This window comes from Streptomyces sp. CBMA29, assembly GCF_014596445.1.
Classification (GTDB): domain Bacteria; phylum Actinomycetota; class Actinomycetes; order Streptomycetales; family Streptomycetaceae; genus Actinacidiphila.
This window is the reverse complement of record NZ_MECL01000104.1, coordinates 1-24,999: the sequence shown is the minus strand read 5'-3', so window position 1 is coordinate 24,999 and position 24,999 is coordinate 1. Positions and strand designations below refer to the sequence as shown.

Here is a 24,999-nt window from a genome sequence, read left to right as displayed (position 1 = left end):
GCCCCCGCTCCGAGTAGCGGGCATCCCGGACCCCTGGCAGTATCCGGAGTACCCCAGCAGCACCCGCGGGGCGCATTCCGTCGTACGTCGGCTCGCTCCCCACGTCGTGACACATGATCGTCACGCGAGCGGGCCGTACGGCGGTTTCCTGTCACCCGCCCGGGGCAGGCTCCCCGTGTCGCCGGACAGCCCGAACCCGTCATCCGGGAGGCTGGCGCCCCCGCCGCGCGTCGAAGCGGCTGGGTGCGCGACTCCCCGGGGAAAGGACGTCATGTCGGACCGCTCCTGGACCCGTGCTCCTTCCGTACCCACCTCACCGTCCGTATCCACCTCACCATCCGTATCGAATTCACCATCGAGTTCACCATCCGTGTCGGGGTCACACCCCGTGACGGACGCGCGCTCGGCCGCGGCTTCCTCATCCGCCTCGGCCTCTTCCTCGGCGTCGGCCGCCGCATCGGCCTCTTCCTCGGCCGCCGCTTCGCCGACGGCCCCGGACGTGCCGTCCGCGACCGGTGTGCCGCCCGTCGCCGGGCGGGCGCTGGCGCCCGGCCTGTTGCGGTCACTCGAACCGCTGCTGCGCTCCTGGCTGCCCAAACAGCGCTGGTTCGCCGGCAAGGGCCTGCCCATCGGCGGCTTCCGGCTGGCCGCGGCCACCGAACTGATGCCGCCCGGCGGCCGGCTCGGCCCGCTGGGGCTGCTGCACGTCCTGGTGGACGTCGAGCAGCCCGGCCGCCCCGCCGACTGCTACCAACTGCTGCTCGGCGCGCACCCGCTGCTGCCGTCGGCGCTGGTACGGGCCGCGCTCGGCCCGGCCGTCGGCGGCCCGTACGACGGCCTGACGCTCTACGACGCGCCGCACGACCCCCGGCTGGCCGCGCTGCTGCTCGAACGGCTCCGCGTGCCCGGCCGCACCGGACGGCTGTGTTTCAGTGCCGAGCCGCAGGAGGAGTTCCCGCCGGGGCTGACCCCGCGCGTGTCCACCGCCGAGCAGTCCAACACCTCGGTCGTGTACGGGGACGCCTACATCCTCAAGCTGTTCCGCCGCGTCTCCCCCGGCACCAACCCGGACCTGGAGCTGTCGCTCGCGCTGGCCCACAAGGGTTCGCGGCGGGTCGCGGAGCCGGTCGCCTGGTTCGAGGCGCTGCCGCCGGAGGGCGTCAAGGGCCCGCAGGGCGCGGCGGCCGGCACGACGGAGCCGACCACGCTCGGCGTGCTCCAGCGCTTCCTGCCCGGCTCGTCCGACGGCTGGGCCCTGGCCCTGGCCTCGGTCGCCGAGGACGGCGACTTCACGGGCGAGGCGGCGGCGCTCGGCCGCGCCACGGCCGAGGTGCACGGCGCCCTGGCCGACGCGCTGCCGGTACGTACCCTGGACGGCCCAGCGCTGGAACGTATCGCCTCGGCGATGACCCGGCGGCTGGACGAGACCGCGAAGGAGGTCCCGGCCGTACGGCCGCACGTGGCGGCGCTGCGCTCGGCCTTCGACGACCTGGCGCGGCTCGGCGCGGCCCCCGGCAACGCGGTGACCGCCCAGCGGATCCACGGCGACCTGCACCTGGGGCAGGCGCTGCGCGGTCCCGACGGCGAGTGGGTGCTGATCGACTTCGAGGGCGAGCCGGCCCGGCCGCTGGCCGAACGGCGCCGTGCGGCGCCGCCGGTCCAGGACGTGGCGGGCATGCTGCGGTCCTTCGACTACGCCGCCCACCACAGCGGCAACGGCCCCTGGGCCGCCCGCCACCGGGACGCCTTCTGCGCCGGGTACGCCGCCGTGTCCGGGGTGGACCCGCGCGAACAGCCCGTGCTGATACGGGCCTTCGAGACCGACAAGGCGGTCTACGAGGCCCGGTACGAGGCGCGGCACCGCCCCGCCTGGCTCCCCATCCCGCTCTCCGCCCTGGCCCGCCTGGCCGCCGCCACATCTGACGCCGCCCCTTCTGAGGAGTCCAGCCCGTGACACGCCCCGACGACAAGGCGCGCGGTTTTGACCGCAGCACCTCCCCTGCCGCGCCCGCGAGCGGCCCTGAGCGGACGAGCGCCGGTCCCGGCCCGGTCGCGGGCTCGGTCCCCGAGGCCCAGGCACGCGGCTACGACTCGGGCTCCCCCGCGAGGGCCGCGTCCGGCACCGCTCCGGTGCCGGACACCCGGCACGCCGAGGCCGCCCCGCAGGAACCGGTGGTGACGACCGCGGTCCCGGCCGAGCCGGTGGTGACGCCCGCGTCGCCGCGCGGGGCCGAGTCCGACGTGCGGCTGCCGCCGCGTGAGCGCGAGCAACCCACAGCGGCCGGTGGTGGGGAGACGATCGGGACTGCCCCGCCGGGACCGGTGGTGACCCGCGGGAGCACGTCGGCTGAGCGCGCGGTTCCCCGCGCCCCTGCGGGGCCCTCCCGGGCCGGGCACCTGCAGGACGGTGACCGCTGGCGGCTGCTCAATGGCGCGCATCACGACCCGCACGGCGTGCTGGGTGCGCACCCGGAGGGTGCGGGGGTAAGGGTCCGGGCGCTCCGCCCGTTCGCGCGGGCGGTGGCGGCCGTCGTGGACGGCGAGCGGTTCGACCTCACCGACGAGGCCGACGGCCTCTTCTCGGCGGTGCTGCCCCGCACCGACGTGCCGGAGTACCGGCTGGCCGTCACGTATGACGACGGCGAGCACACGGTGGAGGACCCGTACCGCTTCCTGCCGTCCCTCGGGGAGCTGGACCTGCATCTGATCGGGGAGGGGCGGCACGAGGAGCTGTGGAAGGCGCTGGGCTCCCGGCCGATGACGCACGGCGGCGTGACCGGTACGCGCTTCGCGGTGTGGGCGCCGAACGCGCGCGGGGTGCGGGTGGCCGGGGAGTTCAACTACTGGGACGGCACCGGCTTCCCGATGCGCTCGCTGGGCGCGACCGGGGTGTGGGAGCTGTTCGTGCCGGGCGTCGGCACCGGGACGGCGTACAAGTACGAGATCACCCGCCCGGACGGCTCGCGCGGGATGAAGGCCGACCCGATGGCGCGGGCCACCGAAGTGCCGCCCGCGACCGCGTCGGTCGTCACGGACTCGGCGTACGAGTGGGCGGACCAGGAGTGGATGGCCCGCAGGGGCGAACTCGCGGTCCACCAGGCGCCGTTCTCGGTCTACGAGCTGCATCTGGCCTCGTGGCGGCCGGGGCTGACCTACCGCGAGCTGGCCGAGCAGTTGCCCGCGTACGTGACGGAACTCGGCTTCACGCACGTGGAGTTGATGCCGGTCGCCGAGCACCCCTTCGGCGGATCCTGGGGCTACCAGGTGACGTCGTACTACGCGCCGACCTCGCGGCTCGGCTCACCCGACGACTTCCGGTACCTGGTGGACGCCCTGCACGCGGCCGGGATCGGCGTGATCATGGACTGGGTGCCCGCGCACTTCCCCAAGGACGACTGGGCGCTGGCCCGGTTCGACGGCGCGCCGCTGTACGAGCCCGCCGATCCGCGCCGGGCGGAACACCCGGACTGGGGCACCCTGGAGTTCGACTTCGGCCGTACCGAGGTGCGCAACTTCCTGGTGGCGAACGCCGTGTACTGGTGCGAGGAGTTCCACATCGACGGGCTGCGGGTGGACGCGGTGGCCTCGATGCTCTACCTGGACTACTCCCGTGAGGGCGGCGACTGGCTGCCCAACGCGTACGGCGGCCGGGAGAATCTGGACGCGGTGGCGTTCCTCCAGGAGATGAACGCGACCGTCTACCGGCGCTGTCCCGGCACTGTCACCATCGCGGAGGAGTCGACTGCCTGGGACGGGGTCACCCGGCCGACCCACCTGGTCGGCCCGACCGGCTTCGGCGGCCTCGGCTTCGGCCTGAAGTGGAACATGGGCTGGATGCACGACTCGCTGGACTACGTCTCGCACGAGCCGGTGCACCGCAAGTACCACCACAACGAGATGACGTTCTCCATGGTGTACGCGTACTCGGAGAACTACGTGCTGCCGATCTCGCACGACGAAGTGGTGCACGGCAAGGGCTCGTTGGTCGCGAAGATGCCCGGCGACTGGTGGCAGCAGCGGGCCACCGTACGGGCGTACCTGGGCTTCATGTGGGCCCACCCCGGCAAGCAACTGCTCTTCATGGGACAGGAGTTCGCGCAGGGCGCCGAGTGGTCGCACGAGAACGGCCCCGACTGGTGGCTGCTGGACGAGAGTTACCCGGCCGCGCCCGACCACAAGGGCGTACGTGACCTGGTCCGGGACCTGAACGCGGCGTACACGGCCGCGCCCGCGCTGTGGCAGCTCGACACCGATCCCAGCGGTTTCACCTGGATCGACGGCGGCGCGGTGGAGGACAACACCTTCTCCTTCCTCCGCCACGACGAGGCGGGCGACCCGCTGCTGTGCGTCAGCAACTTCTCCCCCGTCGTCCGCGAGAACTACCGTCTCGGCTCCCCCGACGTCGTCTGGAAGCAGGTGCTGAACACCGACGAGGCCCGCTACGGCGGCAGCGGCGTCGTGGCCGCCGAGCCCGTCAAGAGCGAGCCCACGCCCTGGAACGGCCAGCCCCACAGCATCTCCCTGACCCTCCCCCCGCTGGCGACCCTCTGGCTCCGCCCGGCCTGACCCCGACGGCACCAGCGCTATACGGCCCAGGCGGCGATCAGGTCGTCCGGGCCGTACACCGCGTCCAGCCCGTCGGTGCCGACAGCCGTACGACAGACGGCGACCAGCGGCGTACGGTCGTCGGCGCCCGGCACAGCGAGGGCATCACGCGCCAGAGCGGCGAAGTCCCTTGCCCCGAACGGGGCATGCTCGTACCACTTCACGGAGCCCACGAATCCGATCGTCCGAGCGGGCGACCGGTCCGCCCCCACCAGGTCGAGTTCGGGATGGTTGCCGCGCGGCCACCATCCGCCGACCTCTGCGACCTCCGGCCATCGCTCGTCCGGCAGCAGCCGGCCCAGCGCCTCCCGTACGACGGGCTCGACGGCCCGGCCACGCCATGACGTCCAGCCCCGCTCGACCGCCTCCGCGAGCCGCCTGCCTCTGCCGCGCTCCGCCTCGGAGAGGCCGCGCTCGAGGAAGGCCAGCCAAAAACGCAGATACGGATCGGCTACGCGGTAGCGGCGGTCACGCTCACCTGGCCGGATGGACAGCGGGGTGTCGACGGCCACCAGACGCCGCTCGACCAGTGCCTTGAGCACGGGGCTCAGCGAGCCGGGCTGGAGGGGTCCGGCCACCCCGCCCGCGCCACTGGCGATCGAGGTGAAAGTGCGTTCACCCGCGCCGATGACGGACAGCACCTGGCGCGCCTGGAGCGCGGCCGGGAATTCGGCCGCCAGCGACCGTTCCCCCGAGACGAACAGGGGGGAGGTCGGATCTTCCAGAGCCCGCCGCAGGAAGTCGGTCCGGCTCTCACCGGTCCGCCACTCCTGGCAGATCAGCGGAAGCCCGCCGGTGACCAGATACGCGTCGAAGGCGTCGGCCGCGGACAGCCCGGTCATGTCCATGACCTCATGCGGCGTAAGCCCCGCGAGCACCATCTCGACGGCCCGTTGATGGAACGGCCGCCCGTACGCGGACAGCTGCTCCATGGTGGCCAGATCGCTGCCGATCAGCACCAGCAGTACCGGCTTACGGCTCAGCACCCGGTCCCAGACCGTCTGCAACGAGCCCTCCGCCACCGGATCGGCCTCGATCAGCCAGGGCAGCTCGTCGAGCACGACGATGCTCGGCCGGTCGTCGGGCAGCGCCGCCGCCAGCAGCCGGAGAGCGGCGTCCCAGCTAGCCGCGGTCTCCAGCCCCTCGGCGAGCTCCCGGCCCGGCAGGGACGATTCCCGGAGCGCTCCGAGAAACCGGGCACGCTCCTGTTCCGGCTTCTCACCGCGTGTTGCCTGGTGGATGAGGTACGGCGCACCGGATCGCTCGCAGAAGACGTCGACAAGCCGCGACTTCCCGACACGCCGCCGCCCACGGAGCAGCAACGCCCTGCCCGCCTGGTCGCCGCGCCCCCCACGCACCCAGTCCAGATGCCGCTCCAGCGTGGCCAGCTCCCGGTCACGTCCGACGAATCCGGTCACACGCACCCACTTCATCGATCTCATCTGACTCAAGAAAACTATAGCCCACTTGCGTCATAGTCAGATGAATCTGAGCAACAGCCGGTCCCGTCAGGGACGGCGGGGTCAGAAGACCGACTCCGCCTCTTCCATGCGCTCCTCGGGGACGGTCTTGAGCTGGGTGACGGCGTCGGCCAGCGGCACCAGGCCGATCGTCGTGCCCTGGAGCGAGGTCATGTGACCGAAGGCGCCCTTGTGGGCGGCCTCCACGGCGTGCCAGCCGAAGCGGTTGGCCAGCACCCGGTCGTACGCGGTCGGCACGCCGCCGCGCTGGACGTGGCCGAGGATGACCGGGCGGGCCTCCTTGCCCAGCCGCTCCTCCAGCTCCATGGCCAGCGTGGCGCCGATGCCCGCGAAGCGCTCGTGCCCGTACTTGTCGATCTCGCCGACGCCGTAGTCCATGCTGCCCTTGGCCGGGTGGGCGCCCTCGGCGACGCAGATGACGGCGAATTTCTTGCCGCGCGCGAAGCGTTCCTCGACCATCGCCACCAACTGGGACGGCTCGAAGGGACGTTCGGGGATGCAGATGCCGTGCGCGCCGCCCGCCATGCCCGCCTCCAGGGCGATCCACCCCGCGTGCCGCCCCATCACCTCGACCACCATCACGCGCTGGTGGGACTCCGCGGTGGTCTTCAGCCGGTCGATGGCCTCGGTGGCGACGGTCACCGCGGTGTCGAAGCCGAAGGTGCGGTCGGTGCCGTTGATGTCGTTGTCGATGGTCTTGGGCACGCCCACGACCGGCATCCCGGCGTCGGAGAGCATCCGGGCGGCGGTCAGCGTGCCCTCGCCGCCGATCGGGATCAGCACGTCGATGCCGTACTCGGCGCACATCTCGTCCGCGTTGTCCGCCGCCTCGCGCAGCCGGGCGCGCTCCAGCCGGGCCGAGCCGAGGATGGTGCCGCCACGGGCGAGGATGCCGCTCACCGAGTTGAGGTCGAGCGGCCGGAAGCGGCCCTCCAGCAGGCCGACGAAGCCGTCCTCGAAGCCGATGACCTCGTCGTCGTGCCCGGTCAGCGCGCGGTGCACGACCGACCGGATGACGGCGTTGAGGCCGGGGCAGTCGCCGCCGGCGGTGAGGACTCCGATACGCATGGGCCTGTCTCTCCAGACGGTCGTCGGCTGCTGCTGTGGCGCGTGCTGTCACGCGCTGTCGGTATCCAGTGGATCACAGCGGCTGGTCGCCCCCGGGCGGGGCTCCAGGTCACGGGGACTTCGGGACCAGCGTGCACTCGGTGATCCGGCCCGCCACGTAGTCGTCCACATTGCGGACGGTGGCGGCCACGATCTCGTCGATCGCGTCCACCGTGAAGTACGCCTGGTGCGAGGTGATCAGCACATGCGTGAAGGTCAGCAGCCTGGCCAGGGTGTCGTCCGTCATCACCTCCAGCGACTTGTCGTAGAAGAAGACCCCGGCCTCCTCCTCGTACACGTCGAGGCCGACGCCGCCGAGCCTGCCCTCGCGCAGCGTCTCGACCAGCGCGGCGGAGTCGATCAGGCCGCCGCGGCTGGAGTTGATCAGGATCGCGTCGTCCTTCATCAGCGCCAGCCGCCGCTCGCCGACCAGGTGGTGGGTGGAGGGCATCAGCGGCACATGGAGGCTGATCAGGTCCGACTCCCTGAAGAGCCGGTCGAGTTCGACGTACTCCATCCCCAGTTCTGTGCAGGCCGGATTGACCGCGATGTCCCAGCCGAGGATGCGCATGCCGTAGCCGCGGGCGACGGCGGTGAAGGCGGTGCCGATCCTGCCGGTGCCGACCACGCCGACCGTACGGCCGTGGAAGTCCCGGCCGAGCAGGCCGTCCAGCCGGAAGTCGAAGTCCCGCGTGCGGCTCGCGGCCCGGACGATCCGCCGGTTCAGCGCCGACGCCAGCGTCCAGGCGAACTCCGCCACCGAATACGGGGAGTAGCGGGCGACGCGCGCCACCGTCATCCCCAGCCGCTCCGCGTGGTCCAGGTCGATGTTGTTGTAGCCCGTCGAGCGCTGCGCGATCAGCTTCGTGCCGCCGCGCACCAGGGCTTCGAGCACCGGCGCGTCCAGCACCGCGTTCACACTCGTCGAGACGGCCTCGTACCCCGCCGCCAGCGGCAAGGTGTCCTTGGTGAGGAACGTCTCAAGGCACCGCACCTGATGGCGCGCCCCGAAGGCCGCCTCCAGCAGAGGGCGCTCGTCGCGCTGCACCCCAGTCGCCAACACGTCCACCGGCGTGGCCTCCTTCCGTGACCTTCCGATCACTCTACGTGCACCGGCCCTCACGGCGCGATTCGCCTGACGGTTCGCCCGTCTCGGGGTGCCCTCTGCGCGAGGAGGCGCCCCCTTCGGGGGTGCCGCGTCCCTCGCGCGGAGAGCACCCCATCGCGCACCCCCTCCGGGAGGGCGCTAGCGTCGTGGTGCGTACGGCCGTACGCGAAGGGTTCAGGGCAGAACGGACGGATCAAGCGTGACGCGCAGCGTCTACCTCACGGGGATCGGCCGCGGCGACGGCCGCCAGGTGATCGAGCTGGGGGTGATGGAGCTGCTGACCCGGCAGGTCGACCGGGTCGGCGTCTACCGCCCGCTGGTCCACGACACCCCCGACCGCATTTTCGAGCTGCTGCGCAGCCGCTACCGGCTGGCCCAGGACGCGGCGAGCGTCTTCGGCATGGGATACGAGGAGGCGGCGGCGCTCCAGGCCGACCAGGGCCAGGCGGCGCTGACCGCCCGGCTGGTGGACGGCTACCTGAGGGTGGCGGCGGAATACGAGACGGTGCTGATCCTGGGGTCCGACTTCGCGGGCACCAACCTCCCGGCGGAGCTGGGCGTCAACGCGCGGCTGGCGAACGAGTGCGGCGCGTCGGTGCTCGCGGTGATCGGCGGTCTTGAGCAGTCGGCGGAGTCGGTGGTCGCCGAGGTGCGCAACGCGTATCACGCGTACACGAACCTGGGCTGCGACGTGATCGCGATGATCGCGAACCGGGTGGCCCCGGCGGAGGTCGCGGAGGCGGCGGAGCGGCTGGGCCGGGCCCCGGACGTACCGGTGTACGTCCTGCCGGACGAGCCCGCGCTGTCGGCGCCGACGGTGGCGCAGATCGCGGAGACGCTGGGCGCGCGGGTGCTGCTGGGCGACGACGCGGGGATGTCCAGGGACGCGCTGGACTTTGTGTTCGGCGGCGCGATGCTGCCGACGTTCCTGCCCGCGCTGACCCCCGGCTGTGTGGTGGTGACCCCCGGCGACCGGGCGGACCTGGTGATCGGGGCGCTGGCGGCGCACTCGGCGGGGTCGCCGCCGATCGCGGGGGTGCTGCTGACGCTGGACGAGAAGCCGCCGCCGCACATCCTGGCGCTGGCGAACCGGCTGGCGCCCGGCACCCCGGTGCTGTCGGTGGCGACCGGCTCCTTCCCGACGGCGGCCGGGCTGTTCGCGCTGGACGGCAAGCTGGGCGCGGGCACGCCGCGCAAGGCGGAGACGGCGCTGGGCGTGTTCGAGACGCATGTCGACACCGCGGAGCTGACCGAGCGGCTGTCGGTCGCCAGGTCCGCGCGGGTGACGCCGATGATGTTCGAGCACGCGCTGATCGAGCGGGCCCGGTCGGCGCGCAAGCGGATCGTGCTGCCCGAGGGCGGCGAGGAGCGCATTCTGCGGGCCGCCGAGGTGCTGCTGCGCCGCGGGGTCTGCGACCTGATCCTGCTCGGCGAGGAGGACACGCTGCGCAAGAAGGCGGCCGATCTCGGGATCTCCCTCGACCAGCCGGGCGTGAGCGTCGTCGACCCGCAGACCTCACCGCTGCGGGACCGTTTCGCCGCGCTGTACGCGCAACTGCGCGCGCACAAGGGCGTCAGCTACGAGCTGGCGTACGACGTGGTCGCGGACGTGTCGTACTTCGGCACCCTGATGGTCCAGGAGGGCCTGGCCGACGGCATGGTGTCGGGCGCGGTGCACTCCACGGCGGCGACGATCCGCCCGGCCTTCGAGATCATCAAGACCCGTACCGACGCGGCGATCGTCTCCTCGGTGTTCTTCATGTGCCTGGCCGACAAGGTGCTGGTGTACGGCGACTGCGCCGTCAATCCCGACCCGGACGCCGAGCAGTTGGCGGACATCGCCATCCAGGCGGCGGGCACCGCGGCCCGCTTCGACGTACAGCCGCGGATCGCGATGCTGTCGTACTCGACCGGCACCTCGGGCTCGGGCGCGGACGTCGACAAGGTGCGGGCGGCGACCGAGCTGGTCCGCGAGCGGCGACCCGATCTGCTGGTGGAGGGGCCGATCCAGTACGACGCGGCGGTGGCGCCTTCGGTGGCGGCCACCAAGATGCCGGGGTCCGCGGTGGCCGGGCAGGCGACCGTACTGATCTTCCCCGACCTGAACACCGGCAACAACACGTACAAGGCGGTGCAGCGCTCGGCGGGCGCGGTCGCCGTCGGACCGGTGCTCCAGGGTCTGCGCAAGCCGGTCAACGACCTGTCGCGTGGCGCGCTGGTGCAGGACATCGTCACGACGGTCGCGATCACCGCGATCCAGGCCCAGGGAGAGAACCCGTGAGCGCGACCCGTGTGCTGGTCATCAACTCCGGCTCCTCGTCGGTGAAGTACCAGTTGCTGGACATGACCGACCACGCGCGGCTGGCGACCGGTCTGGTGGAGCGGATCGGTGAGGACGGCGGGGTGGCCGACCACGCGGCGGCGCTGCGTACGGTGGCGACGGAGCTGGACGGGCAGGGGCTCGGTCTTGACTCGCCGCAACTGGCGGCGATCGGCCATCGGGTGGTGCACGGCGGTACGCGGTTCACCGAGCCGACGCTGATCACCGACGAGGTGGTGGCCGCGATCGAGGAGCTGGTGCCGTTGGCACCTCTGCACAATCCGGCCAACATCACCGGCATCAAGGTGACGCGTGAGCTGCGGCCCGATCTGCCGCAGGTCGCGGTCTTCGACACGGCCTTCCACTCGACGATCCCGGAGGCCGCGGCGCGGTACGCGATCGACGCGGCGACCGCCGACCGGTACGGCATCCGCCGCTACGGTTTCCACGGCGCCTCGCACGCCTTCGTCTCGCGGGCGACGGCGGGACTGCTCGGCAGGGAACCGGCCAACGTCAATGTGATCGTGCTGCACCTGGGCAACGGCGCGTCGGCGTCCGCGGTGCGCGGCGGGGTGTGCGTGGACACCTCGATGGGCCTGACGCCCCTTGAGGGCCTGGTCATGGGCACCCGCTCCGGCGACCTCGACCCGGCGGTGGTGTTCCACCTGGAGCGGGTGGCCGGCATGGGCACCGACGAGATCGACACACTGCTGAACAAGCGCAGCGGTCTGCTGGGCCTGTGCGGTGCCAACGACATGCGGGAGATCGGCCGCCGGATGGCCGAGGGCGACCGGGCGGCGCAGCTCGCCTTCGACGTCTACGCGCACCGCATCCGCCGCTACGTGGGGGCCTTCAGCGCGGTGCTCGGCCGGGTGGACGCGATCGCCTTCACGGCGGGCGTCGGCGAGAATTCGGCCGCAGTTCGCGAAGCGGCTTTGTTGGGTCTCGACAATCTAGGTGTCACTATGGACCCTGTACGCAACGCGGTTCGCGGCACTGCGGCCCGGCTGGTCTCGGCGGCGTCGTCGCGGGTGGCCGTCGCGGTGGTGCCCACTGACGAAGAGCTGGAGATCGCCCGCGATACTTACGTACTGGCGACCGAATAAGCATGGCTGACCGTCCCACAGCCACGACCGCCCCTGGAATATTCCGGAGCGGAACAAACCGATAGGATAGCGCCCATGCGCCGAGCCAAGATCGTCTGTACCCTGGGTCCCGCCGTCGACTCCTACGACCAGCTCAAGTCGTTGGTCGAGGCGGGCATGAATGTGGCCCGTTTCAATTTCAGTCACGGCAGCCACGCCGAGCACGAGGAGCGCTACCAGCGCGTCCGTAAGATCGCCGCCGAGACCGGCCGGGCGATCGGAGTCCTCGCCGACCTCCAGGGTCCCAAGATCCGCCTCGCCAAATTCGCCGACGGACCGGTCGAGCTGATCGCGGGCGACGAGTTCACCATCACCGTCGAGGACGTCGCGGGCGACAAGTCCATCTGCGGCACCACGTACAAGGGTCTGCCGGGCGACGTCTCCAAGGGCGACCCGATCCTGATCAACGACGGCAACGTGGCGCTGCGCGTCATCGAGGTCGAGGGCCCGCGGGTCCGCACGCTCGTGGTCGAGGGCGGCGTGATCTCCGACCACAAGGGCATCAACCTGCCGGGCGCCGCGGTGAACGTGCCGGCCCTGTCGGAGAAGGACATCGACGACCTGCGGTTCGCGCTGCGGATGGGCGTCGACATGGTCGCGCTGTCCTTCGTGCGCGACGCCAAGGACGTCCGTGACGTGCACCGCGTCATGGACGAGGAGGGACTCCGCGTCCCGGTCATCGCCAAGGTGGAGAAGCCGCAGGCGGTCGAGAACATGGAGAGCGTCGTCGCGGCGTTCGACGCGGTGATGGTGGCGCGCGGCGACCTCGCCGTGGAGTACCCGCTGGAGCAGGTGCCGGTCGTGCAGAAGCGGCTGGTCGAGATGTGCCGGCGCAACGCCAAGCCGGTGATCGTGGCGACCCAGATGATGGAGTCGATGATCACCAACTCGCGGCCGACGCGCGCCGAGGCGTCCGACGTGGCCAACGCGATCCTGGACGGCGCGGACGCGGTCATGCTGTCCGCCGAGTCGTCGGTCGGCAAGTATCCGATCGAGACCGTCAAGACGATGTCGCGGATCGTCGTGGCCGCCGAGGAGGAGCTGCTGTGCCGCGGGCTCCAGCCGCTGGCCCCCGGCAAGAAGCCGCGCACCCAGGGCGGCGCCGTGGCGCGGGCCGCCGCCGAGCTGGGCGACTTCCTGGACGCCAAGTCCCTGGTCGCCTTCACCAAGTCCGGTGACACCGCCCGCCGCCTGGCCCGCTACCGCGTGCCCGAGCCGGTCCTGGCCTTCACCACCGACCCCGCCACCCGCAACCAGCTCGCGCTGACCTGGGGTGTGGAGTCCTTCGTGGTCGAGCACGTCGACAACACCGACGCCATGGTCGAGCTCGTCGACCGCGAGATGCTCAAGCTCTCCGAGTACGCCAAGGGCGACACCGTCATCATCACCGCCGGTTCCCCCCCGGGCGTCCCCGGCACCACCAACCTCGTCCGCGTCCACCACCTCGGCGACTGACCGCCGCTCCCTGTCGACGCCGCGCGGCCCGTACCCCTGCTGAACGGGGTACGGGCCGCGCGGCGTCGGGCGTGCGGGAGGCTTCGGGCTAGCCGGCGCTGCCGTAGATGTGCATCCCGGGGACGTGCAGGGTGCCGCCGAACTGGGCCGCCTGGATGACGGTGGCGTTGGTGAAGAACAGTTCGGGGAGGGTCAGCGGCGGGGGCGCCTTCGGGGTGAAGGTGATGGGGATCAGCCCGAGGAGATTGCCGCTGAGGGACTCGGTGTAGAGCGTCACCGTGCCGTTGGTGAACGTCGAGGTGGAGCCCTTGGCCGCCTCGACGTTCGTCTTCGTGCCCTTGGGGCCGTCGACTATCTGGTGCAGATTGTCGATGTCGATGCCGGAGACGGTGAACTTCAGGACGTCCTTCACCGTGCCGTTGTGCGTCTTGACCTTGACTATGCCGTGGTACGCCAGGCCGTGCAGGGACAGCTTGGTGGTCTTCAGGACCCACGGGGTGTCGGGCAGCAGCGGTATGCCCTGCTCGACATCGGCGTCGGCGAGCGCCTGCGCGTCGTACACCGGGCACGGGAAGGACTGCGGGTCGCCGGTGCCGCCCGCGCTCGGGGTGGCACTGGGCGACGCCTTGTCCTTGGCGTCCTTCGCGTCCTTGGCCGCGTCCTTGGTGTCCTTGACCGTCTTGTCGAGACCGCTCGTGGCGGTGTCGACGGTGTCCTTGACGGTCTTGCCGACCGTGCCCACCGGGTCGTCGCCCTTGGCGGGCGCGCTCGCCGACGGCGACGTGCTCGGCTCGGGCTTCGCGGTCGTCGGCGCCGGGTCCGGCTGCGGGGCCTGGGTGGTGGGCGTCGCGGTCGGGGTCTTGCCGCCGCCGAGCAGCCCGCTCACCAGGTCGCCGAGGCCCAGCGGGTCCCACGGGTTGACCGACTTGGTCGGGCTCGGGGTGGCGCTCGGTGTGGCCGCCGCGCCGGACTTGCCGTCCGTCGTGCCGTCGGCCTTGTCGTCCGTCTTGCTGTCGGCGCCGTCCGACGAGGGCGCCTTCGCCGACTCGGTCGGCGCGGGCGCGTCGGGGCTCGCCGAAGGGGTCGGGCTGGTCGTCGGTTTCGGCGACTCCTGCCCGCCCGGCTTGTCCGTGGCCTTGCCGTCCGCCGCGCTCTTGGTGGCGGAGGCCGAAGGGCTCGGGGTGTCCGACTGGGTCACGCAAGGGCCGGGCTTGTACGGGTTCTTGGGCATCTCGTCGGCCTGCGCGAGATGCGGCGTGAAGCCCATGCCCATCAGCACGGCCGTGGGCATCGCGGCCAGGGCGACCGCCTTCCCGGCGGGCACGTGCAGTTTGGTCAGCAGGGACTTGCGGGGAGCCGCGTGCCGCGGTCCCGAGGTGCCCCGGTTACGGGACCCGTCGCTCTCGGCCTGCTGAGCGTCGTCACCCAGCACGGTGCCTCCCGTTCTCCTCGGTGTTCTCTTCGTCGGGCCGCGCTCCGGCGTGGACCGGCTCGGGCTGTCCGTACGTCTCAGCGGGCTCGTGGGGCCCCTGGGACTGCGCGGGCAGGGTGGGCGGAGTGTTCTCGTCCCCGTCGCCCTCAGGGGCGCCGTCGGGCAGCTCCGCCTTCTCGCCCGGCTCGTCGGTCGCCGGGACACCCGGCGCCCAGGAGACGGCGAGCGCGCCGCCGAGCAGCGCGGGCAGGAAGCCGACGAGGAAGCCGCCGAAGTTGGAGACCACCAGCGACACCAGGGCGAGCAGGATCGACGCGACACCGGCGAAGATGCGTACCGCGCTCTGGAACCACATGGTGAGGCCGAGCACGAACAGCAGGACACCGATGATCAGCGAGCCGGAGCCCGCGGTCGTCGCCATCCGGACGGTCAGTTGGCCGAGTGTGAGGTTCGCGTACGGGAAGTAGGCGATCGGCACTCCGGCGAGGAGGGTCAGCAGACCCGCCCAGAACGGGCGCCCCCAACGCCAGTGGCGGAACGACAGCCGCCAATAACGGATCCGGGCACTCAGTCCTGTTGACTCGGCGCTCATAGGAAACAGCTCCCTGGGACTGGCATTTGCTGAGAGATCGATCGGTGGCGCCGGGTGAGCCGCGTCCCGCGCGGCTCACCCGGACCACTCAGGCGGTGCTTAGTAGCACTCCACTCCGGCGCCGGAGCCCTTCTTGACGCCGAGGCTGAGGCCCGCGAGCTTGAAGGTGCCCGCGCTGGTGGCCCAGGCGGTCTGGTGCACGCCGTCGAGGATGGCCCGGTCGGCCTCCTGCGCGAACGAGCCCGGGTCCGTCGCGTCCTTGTCCTTGATGCCAGGACCCTTGTGACTGTCACCGGCCGCGACGCCGATGTTGATGTTCTGGAACTCCGCATCGGCGTCGAGCTGGTCGAGGTCGATGTAGAGGTTGTGTGCCACAACCGGCTTCTTCGGGTCCTTGCCGGCCGTCAGCTTGAGCGTGACATCACCGATCGGCGTCGGGACGACCACGGACTGGCACAGGCCGTTGATGGTGGCGTCCGTGAACGCCGACACCGCGACCGGGATGTACTTGCCACCGTGCTGAACGTCCAGCGCGCCGTACTGCTCGAAGCCGGTGCCGTCCAGGTGCTCCGCCGTCACCTTGAACTGCTGACCCGACACGCTGAAGGACGCGGCGAGCGCGCCCTGAGCGATGGCTATACCTACCGCGGCCGTAGCCGCGACACTCGGCACCATGACGACGGCGAACCGCCGCCATCTGGTACCGCCACGAACGAGCGACTCCATTTTTCCTCCTTCTCGGACGTACATCTCCGGCCGGATGTTCGGGTCCTGGCCTGGGATGGGAGAAGTGCTACGTCCTCGGGAAGGAGAGCGCCGGTGATCGGCGGACCGTCCCTCCCTACGAAGAAGTAAGGAGTACGGACGGCGGTGTCCGAACCTTCGGCGATCACCCCCGAGCGACAACCACTGGCCACGCTCTCGCGCAACCTGCTGGACAGGCTCCGCCGGTAGACGAAGACCCCCCTGTCCCGGAGCGGCGGCATGAGCCGTACGCACCCACTCGGCGGGGACCCGCGGACCGTGGCGCCGACTGGCGGTCGGGCTGTGGCAACGGACCGAGCTTGGCCGATCGTGGACCATTCGGGAGCGCCGCACAAGGGGCTCGTTACTAGCGAGTAACGGATGGGTGTCACGGCCGTGCGCCCCGGATGGAGCGATTTCACGCAGAGTGAGGAAGGTCGTGGCAAGTAAATCCGACATAAAGAACATCAGCGGCCGAAACGGCGCTGATTCCTTACCGGAGGTAACGGCGACCGCCCATTGTCACGGTTTGATAAAGTGCGGTCGCCGTGTCGCTAAATCTCTGAGTAAAACCGGGGCGGGCACTCGGGGAACCGGCGGTAACTGACCGCCGGGTCAACTCGGCGGAGCGCCCCGTTCAGCCGCCCGGCCGCCTCAGAAGAGGACTCTGATCAGCGCCGTACGCGCGGCGACCACCCGGGGGTCGTCGGGGCCGATGACCTCGAACAGCTCCAGCAGCCGTACGCGTACGGCGTCGCGGTCGTCGCCCGCGGTGCGGCGCACGGTGTCCACCAGACGCGAGAAGGCGTCCTCCACATGACCGCCCACCAGATCGAGGTCGGCCGCGGCGAGCTGCGCGGTGACGTCGGAGGGTGACGCGGCGGCGGCCTCGCGGACCGCCTGCTGGTCGGCGTCCTGGACGCGGTCGAGCAGCTCGGCCTGGGCCAGGCCCAGCTTGGCCTCGGGGTTGCCCGGCTCACCGGAGAGCACCGTGCGGTACGCCTGGATGGCGCCGCCCAGGTCACCGGCGTCCAGCGCGTCGTGCGCGGCGGACAGCGCCAGCTCCTGCGGGGTGGCAGGGCGCGGCGGCGCCTCGGCGGCCGGAGCCGCGCCCTCGGCGGCGGCGTCCGTGTCCACCTCGGGGCCGACGATGCCGAAGCGCTGCTCGGCGACGGCGATCAACTGGTCGAGCACTTCGGTGATCTGGTCCTCCGGCGCGCTGCCCTGGAAGAGCGGCATGGCCTGCCCGGCCAGCACCGCGAAGACCGCGGGCACTCCCTGGACACCGAACTGCTGGAAGAGCGTCTGGTTGGCGTAGACCTCGGCGGTGGCGAGGACGAAGCGCCCGTGGTACTCGGCGGTGAGCCGTTCCAGTACCGCGTTGAGCTGCTTGCTCGCGTCGGCCTGGTCGGCCCAGAAGCTGATGACGACCGGGACTTCGGCGGAGCGCTGGAGGACGTCGCTCTCGAAGGTCTCCTCGGTCACCTCGATGACGAGCGGCGAAGCGGTGTGGGCGTCGGCGTTCGCGGGGTCCTGCCGCTGCGCCCTGGCCTGCTCGGCCTTCACCTTGGCCTCACCGGCCGCCTTCACCGCGGCGAGGTCGACCACGCCGCTCATGGACATGTTCCGTGGCTGCATGAGGTCAATCCTCCCCCCTACCGGACCCGATCGTGCACAGACCCCGGATAGACCCCGGATCTGGTGGTGCTGAGCGGTGCTGTCGGTACGGATCCCCATCCGCACCCGTGGTTGTCGCACGTTTCGCTACGGGTCGTAGCGTAACTGTCCTGAGCTGCCCGGCGGAGGCCGCCCGATGTGATACCGGTCACTCGTCACGTAACCTACCGGCCGGTATGGTCCGCCCTATGGAGCCGCTCGTGGAGCCCCCCACCCCTCACAAACGCACCGGCCGCCCGCGAAGTGCCGAGGCCGACCGTGCGATCCTCGGCGCCACCCGCGAGGCGCTGGTCGAACTGGGCTGGGGAAAGCTGACGCTGAGCGACGTCGCGGCCCGCGCGGGCGTCGCCAAGACCACCCTGTACCGGCGCTGGAACGGCAAGAACGAGCTGGTCGTCGACGCGATCGCCGCCCTCTTCGAGGAACAGCTCGACCTCCCGGACCTCGGCAGCCTGCACGCCGACATCCGCGGCGTGGTCCTGCGCTTCGCCGAACTCCTCAACCGGCCCGCCATCAGAACCGGCCTGATGGCCGTCGTCGCCGAGGCCACCCACGACGACGCCCTGCGGCTGCGCATCCGCGAGGCGATCGTCGACCGCCAGAAGCACCTCGTCCTGCTCGGCCGGCACCGCGCCCAGCAGCGCGGCGAACTCCCCCCGGACCCGCCCGCTCCGTGCGACCCCGCCCTCGCCACCCGCGACGCCGACCTCATCTTCGACGTCATCGCGGGCACCGTCGTCCACCGCGTCATGATCAGCGCGGCCCCGGTCGACGACGAATGGGCCGACCGCCTCGCCCTCCTCCTGATCCTCGGCCTCACCGGCGTCCGGAGCTAGGGCGTGTCCGGCGGATCACGGGCGGCCCGGCGTCAGGGGGTCGCGTTCATGGCGCCGTACTCCGGGGTCTCCACGCCTGCCACGAAGTGGTCGAACTCGCCCGCGCGGACGCCCTTGACGAATGCCTCCCACTTGGCGGGGGTGGTGACGGCCACGATCTCCGGCTGCTCGGTTTCGCGGATGTGAATCATCCCGTCGTCGCCGACGGTCGCTTCAAGGGCCACGAACGTCCTTTCGCTGGAGGGCCGGTGGATTGCGCAAGAGATGTCGAGGCTACCCAGCGAACAGCGAACGGAACGGGCCGTGACGACGACGGACTACACGGCGCGCCGGACGGACGACAGGCCACGGCCCGACCGGCGGCGTACCACTGGGTGTCAGAAGCGGGCGGGCTCGGTGTAGGTGCCCCATTCGGCGCGCAGGACGTCGCAGATCTCGCCGAGGGTGGCCTCGGCGCGGACGGCGTCGAGCATGGGCGGGATCATGTTGGAGCCGTCGCGGGCGGCGGCGAGCATGGCGTCCAGGGCGGTACTCACGGCGGCGTCGTCGCGGGCCGTGCGGCGGGAGGCGAGGTCGCGGACCTGGTCGCGCTCGACCTCGTGGCTGACCCGCAGGATCTCCAGGTCGCCGGTGACGGAGCCGTGGTGGACGTTGACGCCGACGACACGCTTGTCGCCCTTTTCGAGGGAACGCTGGTACTGGAAGGCGGACTCGGCGATCTCGCCCGTGAAGTAACCGTCCTCGATGCCGCGCAGGATGCCGGAGGTCATCGGCCCGATCGGGTGCTCGCCGCTCGGCACGGCCTTGGCGCCCAGCGCCCTGATCCGGTCGAAGATCTTCTCGGCGTCGGCCTCGATGCGGTCGGTCAGCGCCTCGACGTACCAGGAACCGCCCAGCGGGTCGGCGACGTTGGCGACGCCGGTCTCCTCCATCAGCACCTGCTGCGTGCGCAGCGCGATCTCGGCGGCCTGCTCGCTGGGGAGCGCCAGCGTCTCGTCGAGGGCGTTGGTGTGCAGCGAGTTGGTGCCGCCGAGCACGGCGGACAGCGCCTCGACGGCGGTACGTACGACGTTGTTGTACGGCTGCTGCGCGGTCAGCGACACCCCGGCGGTCTGGGTGTGGAAGCGCAGCCACTGCGCCTTGTCGCTGGTGGCGCCGTACTCGTCGCGCATCCAACGGGCCCAGATGCGGCGGGCGGCGCGGAATTTGGCGATCTCCTCGAAGAAGTCGAGGTGCGCGTCGAAGAAGAAGGACAGGCCGGGCGCGAAGGTGTTGACGTCCAGGCCGCGCGACAGGCCGAGCTCCACGTAGCCGAAGCCGTCGGCCAGGGTGTACGCCAGCTCCTGCGCGGCCGTCGCCCCGGCCTCGCGGATGTGGTAGCCGGAGACGGACAGCGGCTTGTACGCGGGGATGGAGGCGGCGCAGTGCTCCATCAGGTCGCCGATCAGCCGCAGGTGCGGGGCGGGCTCGAAGAGCCACTCCTTCTGGGCGATGTACTCCTTGAAGATGTCCGTCTGGAGCGTGCCGTTGAGCACGGCCGGGTCGATGCCCTGTCGCTCGGCGGCGACCAGGTACATGCAGAAGACCGGGACGGCGGGCCCGGAGATGGTCATCGAGGTGGTGACGTCGCCGAGCGGGATGTCGTCGAACAGGACCTCCATGTCGGCGGCCGTGTCGATGGCGACACCGCAGTGGCCGACCTCGCCGAGCGAGCGGGGGTCGTCGGAGTCGCGGCCCATCAGGGTCGGCATGTCGAAGGCGACGGAGAGGCCGCCGCCGCCCGCGGCCAGGATCATCTTGTAGCGCTCGTTGGTCTGCCGCGCGTTGCCGAACCCGGCGAACTGCCGGATCGTCCACGTACGCCCCCGGTAGCCGGTCGGGTGCAGTCCGCGCGTGAACGGGTACTCGCCCGGCCAGCCGATCCGCTCGAACCCGGGGATGTCGGCGCCCGCCGGCGGGCCGTACACCGGCTCCACGGGGTCGCCCGAGAGCGTGCTGAAGTCGGCCTCCCGCTTACGGGCTGCGTCGTACCGTGCCTGCCAGCGCTGGCGGCCTGTCTCGATGCCTTGGGAGTCCATACCCTCGAATTTACTAGGACGTCCTAGTAAAAGTCGATGGGAACACGGCCCACCCTTGGGGTGAGCCGGGTCTCAGACGGCGAGGGCTCAGGCGGCCGGGGCTCTGGCGGCCGGGTCTCAGGCGTTGACGGGCTCGGGCTTCTCCGGCCGGATCACCTTCGGTGCCAGCTCACGCGTCACGCGGCGCTCGACGAAGAACGCGGCGGTCGGGACGGTGCCCGCCAGCAGCACCCAGGCCATCCGGCCGAGCGGCCACTTCGCCTTGTTGCACAGGTCGAAGGCGAAGATCAGATAGACGACGTAGAGCCAGCCGTGGGCGAAGCCCACCGCCCTGGTGAAGGTGCCCGCGCCATTGATGTCGAGCACGTACTTGGCGATCGTGCCCACGGTGAGCACGATCAGCAGCACGCCTGTCACAAAGGCCATCACCCGGTAGCGGGTCAGCACGCTGGATTTCATGGCATCGAGCCTAGCCGCCCCGAAATGCCGGGCTCATCCGGGTCGGGGGACGGCGCGACGCGCGGAGCCGACCGCAGGTCAGGACTCCTCGAAGTCGCCCGCCGCTATCCGCAGCGGGCGCAGGAGCGCGAAGATCTCACCGCACTCCTCCGCGTCGTAGGCGCTGAGGCCGAAGTCCATGGCGACCAGGTCGCGGGTGGCGGACTCGACGATCTCGCGGCCCTTGTCGGTGATCGAGGCGAGGGTGCCGCGGCCGTCGTTGGGGTTGGGGCGCTTGGCGACGAGACCGGCGGAGACCAGCCGGTCCACGGTGTTGGTGACGGACGTCGGGTGCACCATCAGCCGCTCGCCGATCTTGGACATCGGCAGCTCCCCCGCCTTGGAGAAGGTGAGCAGCACCAGCGCCTCGTACCGCGCGAAGGTCAGCCCGTACGGCCTGACCACCGCGTCGACCTGGCCGAGCAGGATCTGCTGGGCGCGCATGATCGAGGTGATGGCACCCATCGAGGGGACCCCGCCCCAGTGCCGGGTCCACAGCTCGTCGGCGCGGGCGATCGGATCGAAGGGCAGGCTCAGCGGCTTTGACACGGCGAAGAGCCTACCCGTCGGTCACATAGTGGGCACAAGTGTCTCGTCAGGCGAGCGCGCTGAGCCGGCGCCACGCGTCCTTGCCGAGGTTCCACTCACCGAAGCCGTTGCCCTTGTCGACGGTGGCGCGCGTGGAGCCCGAGGTGACCACCAGGTCGCCGCGGACCGACCGGTCGAAGAACCACTTGGCGTCCGCGGTGTGCATGCCGATGCACCCGTGGCTGCCGTTCTGCACGCCCATCATCGCGTCGTTCCAGGGCGCCGCGTGGGTGTACGTGCCGGAGGTGGTGATGTTGACCGCGTACTTCACGTCCTTGTCGTAGAAGTCCGCCGAGTCCTCGGAGGTGGCGATGCCGACCGACGAGGACGTCATCCGTACGGTGGACTGCTTGCTGATCACCACCATCTTCCCGTCCCAGGTCGGGAAGGCGGGCTTGCCGCCGGAGATCTTGAAGGTCTTGACGGTCTTGCCGTTCTCGGTGACCCGCATGGTGTGCGCCTTGAGGTCGACGTACGAGATCCGGGCGGTGCCGATGGTGAACGTGTCGTGGATGTCGCGGCGCAGATAGCGCCCGCCCCCGGTGTCGATCCCGCTGAGCCTGGCGGTCAGCGTGACCTTGGTGTTCGGCGTCCAGTACGCGTCCGGCCGCCAGTCCACCCGCTGGACACCGGTCAGCGGGTCGGTGACCCAGCCCCAACTGCCCTGGACGGCCGGGCTGGTGGTGACGGTCAGCGCCTTCTCGACCGCCGCCCTGGCCGCCTTGTCGGTGACCGGGTTGTCGAAGGCGAGGGAGACGGGCAGGCCGACGCCGACGACCGCGTTGTTCAGCGGGGTCGGGGTGACGCCGTTGACCTTGGCCGCCGTCAGGGTGTGGAAGGCGCTGGTGGTACGGGTCTGCTTGCCCGCGCTGTCGGCCGCGGTGACCTGGACGGTGTAGGCGGTGCCGGGGGTCATCGTGCGGTCGGAGGTCCAGGTGTGCTTGGCGGCGTCCAGCGCGCCGGTCACCTCGATCGGCGTCACGCCGTCCTTGGACGTGCCCTCGGGGGTCACGGTGACCGTGCCGAGCGTGCCGCCGTCAACGGTGACCTTGACCGGCGCGGCCGGGTCGACGCCCGCGCTGTCCTTGGCCGGTGTGACGGTGATCCGCGCGGCGGAGCCGGCGGACGCCGACCGGCCCGCGCCCTTGCCGTCGGACGAGCCGCCCGCCTTGTCGCCGTCGTGGCCGCCGCACGCGGTGACGCCCATCGCCACGGCCAGCAGGAGGGCGGGCACGGCGAGCGCCCGCGGTCGGGGGTTGCGTATGCGAGTGCGGTACACGGCAGTCGGTTCCTTGTCAGAGGTGGTCGGGGCGAACGGTGATCGGGGCGAACGGTGATCGGCGCGAACGGTGGTCGGGGTGGCGGCGGATCGGGCAGGTCGGCGGCGGATCAGGCACGGAAAGGGCGCGGCGGATCAGCACGCCTTCCCGCCGGTGACGAAGGTGCGCGACATCGTGGACCCGCCGCCGACCCCGCTGCCGGCCCCGCCGGAGGCGCCGTGGACGAAGACGTCCGGCGGCGACGTGGACGTGCTCGGTCGCGCGCCGCCCTCCGCCAGCCGCTTCAGCGACGCGGCGATGCACGCGGCCGGCTGCGGGTCCTTGTAGACATAGTCGCTCCCGGCGCCCAGCGGGTTCCCCGGCGCGCGGATCAGCAGCACGGCGAGGTAGGCGCCCTGCCGGTTCATCAGGATCCGCACCCCGGTGCCCGTTGTGCTGCTGCCCTGGTAGACACCCGGACCGTCGACGGCTTCACCCGTCTTGCCGAGATCGGTGGTCAGCTCGATACCGCACGCGCCCTTCACCGCCTCGCCGAACCGTTCCGTCCGGTAGCGGGCGGCCTCGGCGTCGGTGAACGCGTAGAGCAGGTACTCCGCCTCCTCCCCCGCCGACGCGCCGTACAGCCGTACCGCGCCGGCCCGTACGTCTCCCGCGGGCGTCGGCGCCGGGCAGGCCGCGGTGAGCTTGAGCGCGGTGCCCGGGGCGAGGGTCTTCCAGGGGGTCATGGGGAAGAACGGCAGGGCGCCGGGCGGCAGCAGTTCGTCGGTGAGGCGGTGGGCCAGGGCGACCGGGTCGGGTGGATCGGGCGGGGGCGTGGTGGTCGCGACGGTGCCCGGCAGCGCGCCGGTGCCGCGCGGGTCGTCGGAGCCGGGCAGCGACTGCCAGGTGCCGACGGCGACCGCGAGGGCCGCGACCAGCGACACGGCCCCGGTCCTGCGGCGGGCGCGCCGCCGTTCGCCGAGCCTGCGGGCGGCCGGGGCCCCGGCGAGTACGACCAACGGCTCGGTGTCGCGGGCGAGTCCGCGCAGCCGCTCGTCCAGCGGCTCGGCGGAGTCCGAGCCGCTGGAGGTGTCTGAGCCGGTGCCGGTGTCTGAGCCGGTGCCGATGCCGATGCCGATGTCGGCGTCGGCGTCGGCGTCGGTGCCGAGGTGGTCGGGACCGGCCGGGCGGCCGAACGGGTCAGCCATGGAGGGGCACCTCCTCGGTGCGGGTGCGCGCCGCACGTGCGTGGCGTGCGTCGTCGGCGGCGGCGGTGGTGGCAGTGGCAGTGGCAGTGGTGACGGCGTCACGACCGGCGGGTTCGGGCTCCGCGTCGTCCGCCGGGTCGTCCTTGAGCAGGGCGCCCAGTGCTCTCCTCCCCCGGCTCAGCCGGGTCCGTACGGCGGCGCTGGACACGCCGGTCTGCCGGGCGATCTCCTCCACCGGCAGGTCGAGGAGGTGGTGCATGACCACGGCGGTGCGCTGGTCGTCGCCGAGCGCGCGCAGGGCGTCGATCAGCGCGACCCGGTCGGGTGCGAGCGCCGGGGCGTCGGGCGGCGGCCCGTGCCGGAAGTGCGCGCGCACCCGGTTGCGGGCCTTGCGCCAGGTGCTCACCGCCAGACGTACGGCGACGGTACGCACCCAGGGCGCGGGGTCGCCCTCCGCGGTGAGCTTCGGCCAGCGCTGCCATGCCCTGGCGTACGCCTCCTGCACGGCGTCCTCCGCCTCACCCAGGTCCCCGGTGATCGTGTAGACGACGGCCACCATGCGCTTCGCCGTCGCGGCGTAGAACTGGTCGAAGTCCGCCGCCGGTTCTGGCTGTGCGGTCATGTGGTTCTTCCCTCCCTCAGAACTACACGCGCGGCGGCGCGCCTATGTGACAGGCGGACGGGAGTTTTCTTCCGTGGGCCCCGCGGCGCGCCCCGCGGCGGGCCGCGCCGCGCGCCTCGCCGTGAGCCGCGACACCGGCCAGCGCCGGGAGTCCGTCACGTACCAGCGCGAGCGTCGCGGGCGACAGGGCGCGGATGTTCGCCTCCAGGCTGACGGAGGCGGCGAGGACGTTGCCCGCGGCGGA

22 protein-coding genes are annotated in these 24,999 nt (G+C 71.4%); 6 read left to right on the top strand and 16 right to left on the bottom strand.

Going from position 1 to position 24,999, the window contains the following annotated elements:
- Positions 1 to 120: 120 nt before the first annotated feature.
- Complete coding sequence (locus BGM09_RS37725; RefSeq protein WP_223187056.1) at positions 121 to 597, bottom strand: hypothetical protein; 477 nt, start codon at positions 595 to 597, stop codon at positions 121 to 123.
- Here BGM09_RS37725 and BGM09_RS15765 point away from each other — a divergent pair.
- Together BGM09_RS15765 and glgB are read left to right on the top strand one after the other, a co-directional pair.
- Positions 500 to 1,954, top strand: coding sequence for a maltokinase N-terminal cap-like domain-containing protein (locus BGM09_RS15765; protein ID WP_411158314.1), 1,455 nt, complete (start codon positions 500 to 502; stop codon positions 1,952 to 1,954). The genes BGM09_RS37725 and BGM09_RS15765 overlap by 98 nt on opposite strands.
- Complete coding sequence (glgB, locus tag BGM09_RS15760) at positions 1,951 to 4,566, top strand: 1,4-alpha-glucan branching enzyme (protein WP_188282216.1); 2,616 nt, start codon at positions 1,951 to 1,953, stop codon at positions 4,564 to 4,566. The genes BGM09_RS15765 and glgB overlap by 4 nt, the downstream gene beginning before the upstream one ends.
- Before the next feature lie 17 nt (positions 4,567 to 4,583).
- Here the strand turns inward: glgB and BGM09_RS15755 are convergent, their stop codons facing one another.
- From BGM09_RS15755 to BGM09_RS15745, 3 genes are all read right to left on the bottom strand, one after another.
- Complete coding sequence (locus BGM09_RS15755) at positions 4,584 to 6,023, bottom strand: ATP-binding protein (RefSeq protein WP_188282222.1); 1,440 nt, start codon at positions 6,021 to 6,023, stop codon at positions 4,584 to 4,586.
- A 105-nt stretch (positions 6,024 to 6,128) separates the two neighbouring features.
- The gene (locus tag BGM09_RS15750; RefSeq protein WP_188282215.1) at positions 6,129 to 7,154 is read right to left on the bottom strand and encodes an ATP-dependent 6-phosphofructokinase; all 1,026 of its coding nucleotides are present in this window, start codon (positions 7,152 to 7,154) and stop codon (positions 6,129 to 6,131) included.
- A gap of 109 nt (positions 7,155 to 7,263) precedes the next feature.
- Positions 7,264 to 8,262, bottom strand: coding sequence for a 2-hydroxyacid dehydrogenase (locus tag BGM09_RS15745; protein ID WP_188282214.1), 999 nt, complete (start codon positions 8,260 to 8,262; stop codon positions 7,264 to 7,266).
- Between the two features lie 238 nt (positions 8,263 to 8,500).
- On the opposite strand from BGM09_RS15745, the gene pta reads away from it, so the two are divergent.
- From pta to pyk, 3 genes are all read left to right on the top strand, one after another.
- Entirely contained in the window at positions 8,501 to 10,582 is a 2,082-nt protein-coding gene (pta, locus tag BGM09_RS15740) for a phosphate acetyltransferase (RefSeq protein WP_188282213.1), read from the top strand.
- Complete coding sequence (locus BGM09_RS15735) at positions 10,579 to 11,727, top strand: acetate/propionate family kinase (protein WP_188282212.1); 1,149 nt, start codon at positions 10,579 to 10,581, stop codon at positions 11,725 to 11,727. The genes pta and BGM09_RS15735 overlap by 4 nt, the downstream gene beginning before the upstream one ends.
- A 75-nt stretch (positions 11,728 to 11,802) precedes the next feature.
- Positions 11,803 to 13,221 carry a pyruvate kinase gene (pyk, locus tag BGM09_RS15730; RefSeq protein ID WP_188282211.1) on the top strand — a complete coding sequence of 473 codons (1,419 nt, stop codon included), beginning with the start codon at positions 11,803 to 11,805 and terminating at the stop codon, positions 13,219 to 13,221.
- Positions 13,222 to 13,309: 88 nt separating this feature from the next.
- Here the strand turns inward: pyk and BGM09_RS15725 are convergent, their stop codons facing one another.
- The 4 genes from BGM09_RS15725 to BGM09_RS15710 form a co-directional block, all read right to left on the bottom strand.
- Complete coding sequence (locus tag BGM09_RS15725) at positions 13,310 to 14,653, bottom strand: hypothetical protein (protein WP_188282210.1); 1,344 nt, start codon at positions 14,651 to 14,653, stop codon at positions 13,310 to 13,312.
- On the bottom strand, positions 14,643 to 15,245 hold the full coding sequence (locus BGM09_RS15720) for a DUF6114 domain-containing protein (protein WP_188282209.1): 603 nt from the start codon (positions 15,243 to 15,245) through the stop codon (positions 14,643 to 14,645). The genes BGM09_RS15725 and BGM09_RS15720 overlap by 11 nt, the downstream gene beginning before the upstream one ends.
- A gap of 99 nt (positions 15,246 to 15,344) precedes the next feature.
- Entirely contained in the window at positions 15,345 to 15,971 is a 627-nt protein-coding gene (locus BGM09_RS15715; protein WP_188282208.1) for a DUF6230 family protein, read from the bottom strand.
- 672 nt (positions 15,972 to 16,643) lie between these two features.
- Complete coding sequence (locus BGM09_RS15710; RefSeq protein ID WP_188282207.1) at positions 16,644 to 17,627, bottom strand: co-chaperone YbbN; 984 nt, start codon at positions 17,625 to 17,627, stop codon at positions 16,644 to 16,646.
- A gap of 227 nt (positions 17,628 to 17,854) precedes the next feature.
- Between BGM09_RS15710 and BGM09_RS15705 the strand changes: the two genes are divergently transcribed.
- Positions 17,855 to 18,502 carry a TetR/AcrR family transcriptional regulator gene (locus tag BGM09_RS15705; RefSeq protein WP_188282206.1) on the top strand — a complete coding sequence of 216 codons (648 nt, stop codon included), beginning with the start codon at positions 17,855 to 17,857 and terminating at the stop codon, positions 18,500 to 18,502.
- A 32-nt stretch (positions 18,503 to 18,534) separates the two neighbouring features.
- Here BGM09_RS15705 and BGM09_RS15700 read toward each other — a convergent pair whose 3' ends face one another.
- From BGM09_RS15700 to BGM09_RS15665, 8 genes are all read right to left on the bottom strand, one after another.
- A complete protein-coding gene (locus tag BGM09_RS15700; RefSeq protein WP_317452717.1) occupies positions 18,535 to 18,726 on the bottom strand; it encodes a DUF397 domain-containing protein in 192 nt (63 codons plus the stop codon).
- A gap of 153 nt (positions 18,727 to 18,879) precedes the next feature.
- Complete coding sequence (locus BGM09_RS15695; RefSeq protein ID WP_188282205.1) at positions 18,880 to 20,580, bottom strand: methylmalonyl-CoA mutase; 1,701 nt, start codon at positions 20,578 to 20,580, stop codon at positions 18,880 to 18,882.
- A 117-nt stretch (positions 20,581 to 20,697) separates the two neighbouring features.
- A complete protein-coding gene (locus tag BGM09_RS15690; protein ID WP_188282204.1) occupies positions 20,698 to 21,039 on the bottom strand; it encodes a DUF3817 domain-containing protein in 342 nt (113 codons plus the stop codon).
- 78 nt (positions 21,040 to 21,117) lie between these two features.
- Positions 21,118 to 21,627, bottom strand: coding sequence for a MarR family winged helix-turn-helix transcriptional regulator (locus tag BGM09_RS15685; RefSeq protein WP_188282203.1), 510 nt, complete (start codon positions 21,625 to 21,627; stop codon positions 21,118 to 21,120).
- A 46-nt stretch (positions 21,628 to 21,673) separates the two neighbouring features.
- The gene (locus BGM09_RS15680; protein ID WP_188282202.1) at positions 21,674 to 22,945 is read right to left on the bottom strand and encodes an Ig-like domain-containing protein; all 1,272 of its coding nucleotides are present in this window, start codon (positions 22,943 to 22,945) and stop codon (positions 21,674 to 21,676) included.
- Between the two features lie 135 nt (positions 22,946 to 23,080).
- Complete coding sequence (locus BGM09_RS15675) at positions 23,081 to 24,133, bottom strand: hypothetical protein (protein ID WP_188282201.1); 1,053 nt, start codon at positions 24,131 to 24,133, stop codon at positions 23,081 to 23,083.
- Entirely contained in the window at positions 24,126 to 24,755 is a 630-nt protein-coding gene (locus tag BGM09_RS15670; protein WP_188282200.1) for a SigE family RNA polymerase sigma factor, read from the bottom strand. Before BGM09_RS15670 ends, BGM09_RS15675 begins: the two co-directional genes overlap by 8 nt.
- 22 nt (positions 24,756 to 24,777) lie before the next feature.
- Positions 24,778 to 24,999: hypothetical protein (locus BGM09_RS15665; protein ID WP_223187040.1), on the bottom strand; the 222-nt coding region annotated here is incomplete at its 5' end.

Coding starts and splice junctions, on each gene's coding strand:
- BGM09_RS15750 (WP_188282215.1), bottom strand. CDS start 7,154: ATGCGTATCGGAGTCCTCACCGCCGGCGGCGACTGCCCCGGCCTCAAC.
- pyk (WP_188282211.1), top strand. CDS start 11,803: ATGCGCCGAGCCAAGATCGTCTGTACCCTGGGTCCCGCCGTCGACTCC.
- BGM09_RS15720 (WP_188282209.1), bottom strand. CDS start 15,245: ATGAGCGCCGAGTCAACAGGACTGAGTGCCCGGATCCGTTATTGGCGG.
- BGM09_RS15715 (WP_188282208.1), bottom strand. CDS start 15,971: ATGGAGTCGCTCGTTCGTGGCGGTACCAGATGGCGGCGGTTCGCCGTC.
- BGM09_RS15710 (WP_188282207.1), bottom strand. CDS start 17,627: ATGCAGCCACGGAACATGTCCATGAGCGGCGTGGTCGACCTCGCCGCG.
- BGM09_RS15705 (WP_188282206.1), top strand. CDS start 17,855: ATGGAGCCGCTCGTGGAGCCCCCCACCCCTCACAAACGCACCGGCCGC.
- BGM09_RS15695 (WP_188282205.1), bottom strand. CDS start 20,580: ATGGACTCCCAAGGCATCGAGACAGGCCGCCAGCGCTGGCAGGCACGG.
- BGM09_RS15690 (WP_188282204.1), bottom strand. CDS start 21,039: ATGAAATCCAGCGTGCTGACCCGCTACCGGGTGATGGCCTTTGTGACA.
- BGM09_RS15675 (WP_188282201.1), bottom strand. CDS start 24,133: ATGGCTGACCCGTTCGGCCGCCCGGCCGGTCCCGACCACCTCGGCACC.
- BGM09_RS15670 (WP_188282200.1), bottom strand. CDS start 24,755: ATGACCGCACAGCCAGAACCGGCGGCGGACTTCGACCAGTTCTACGCC.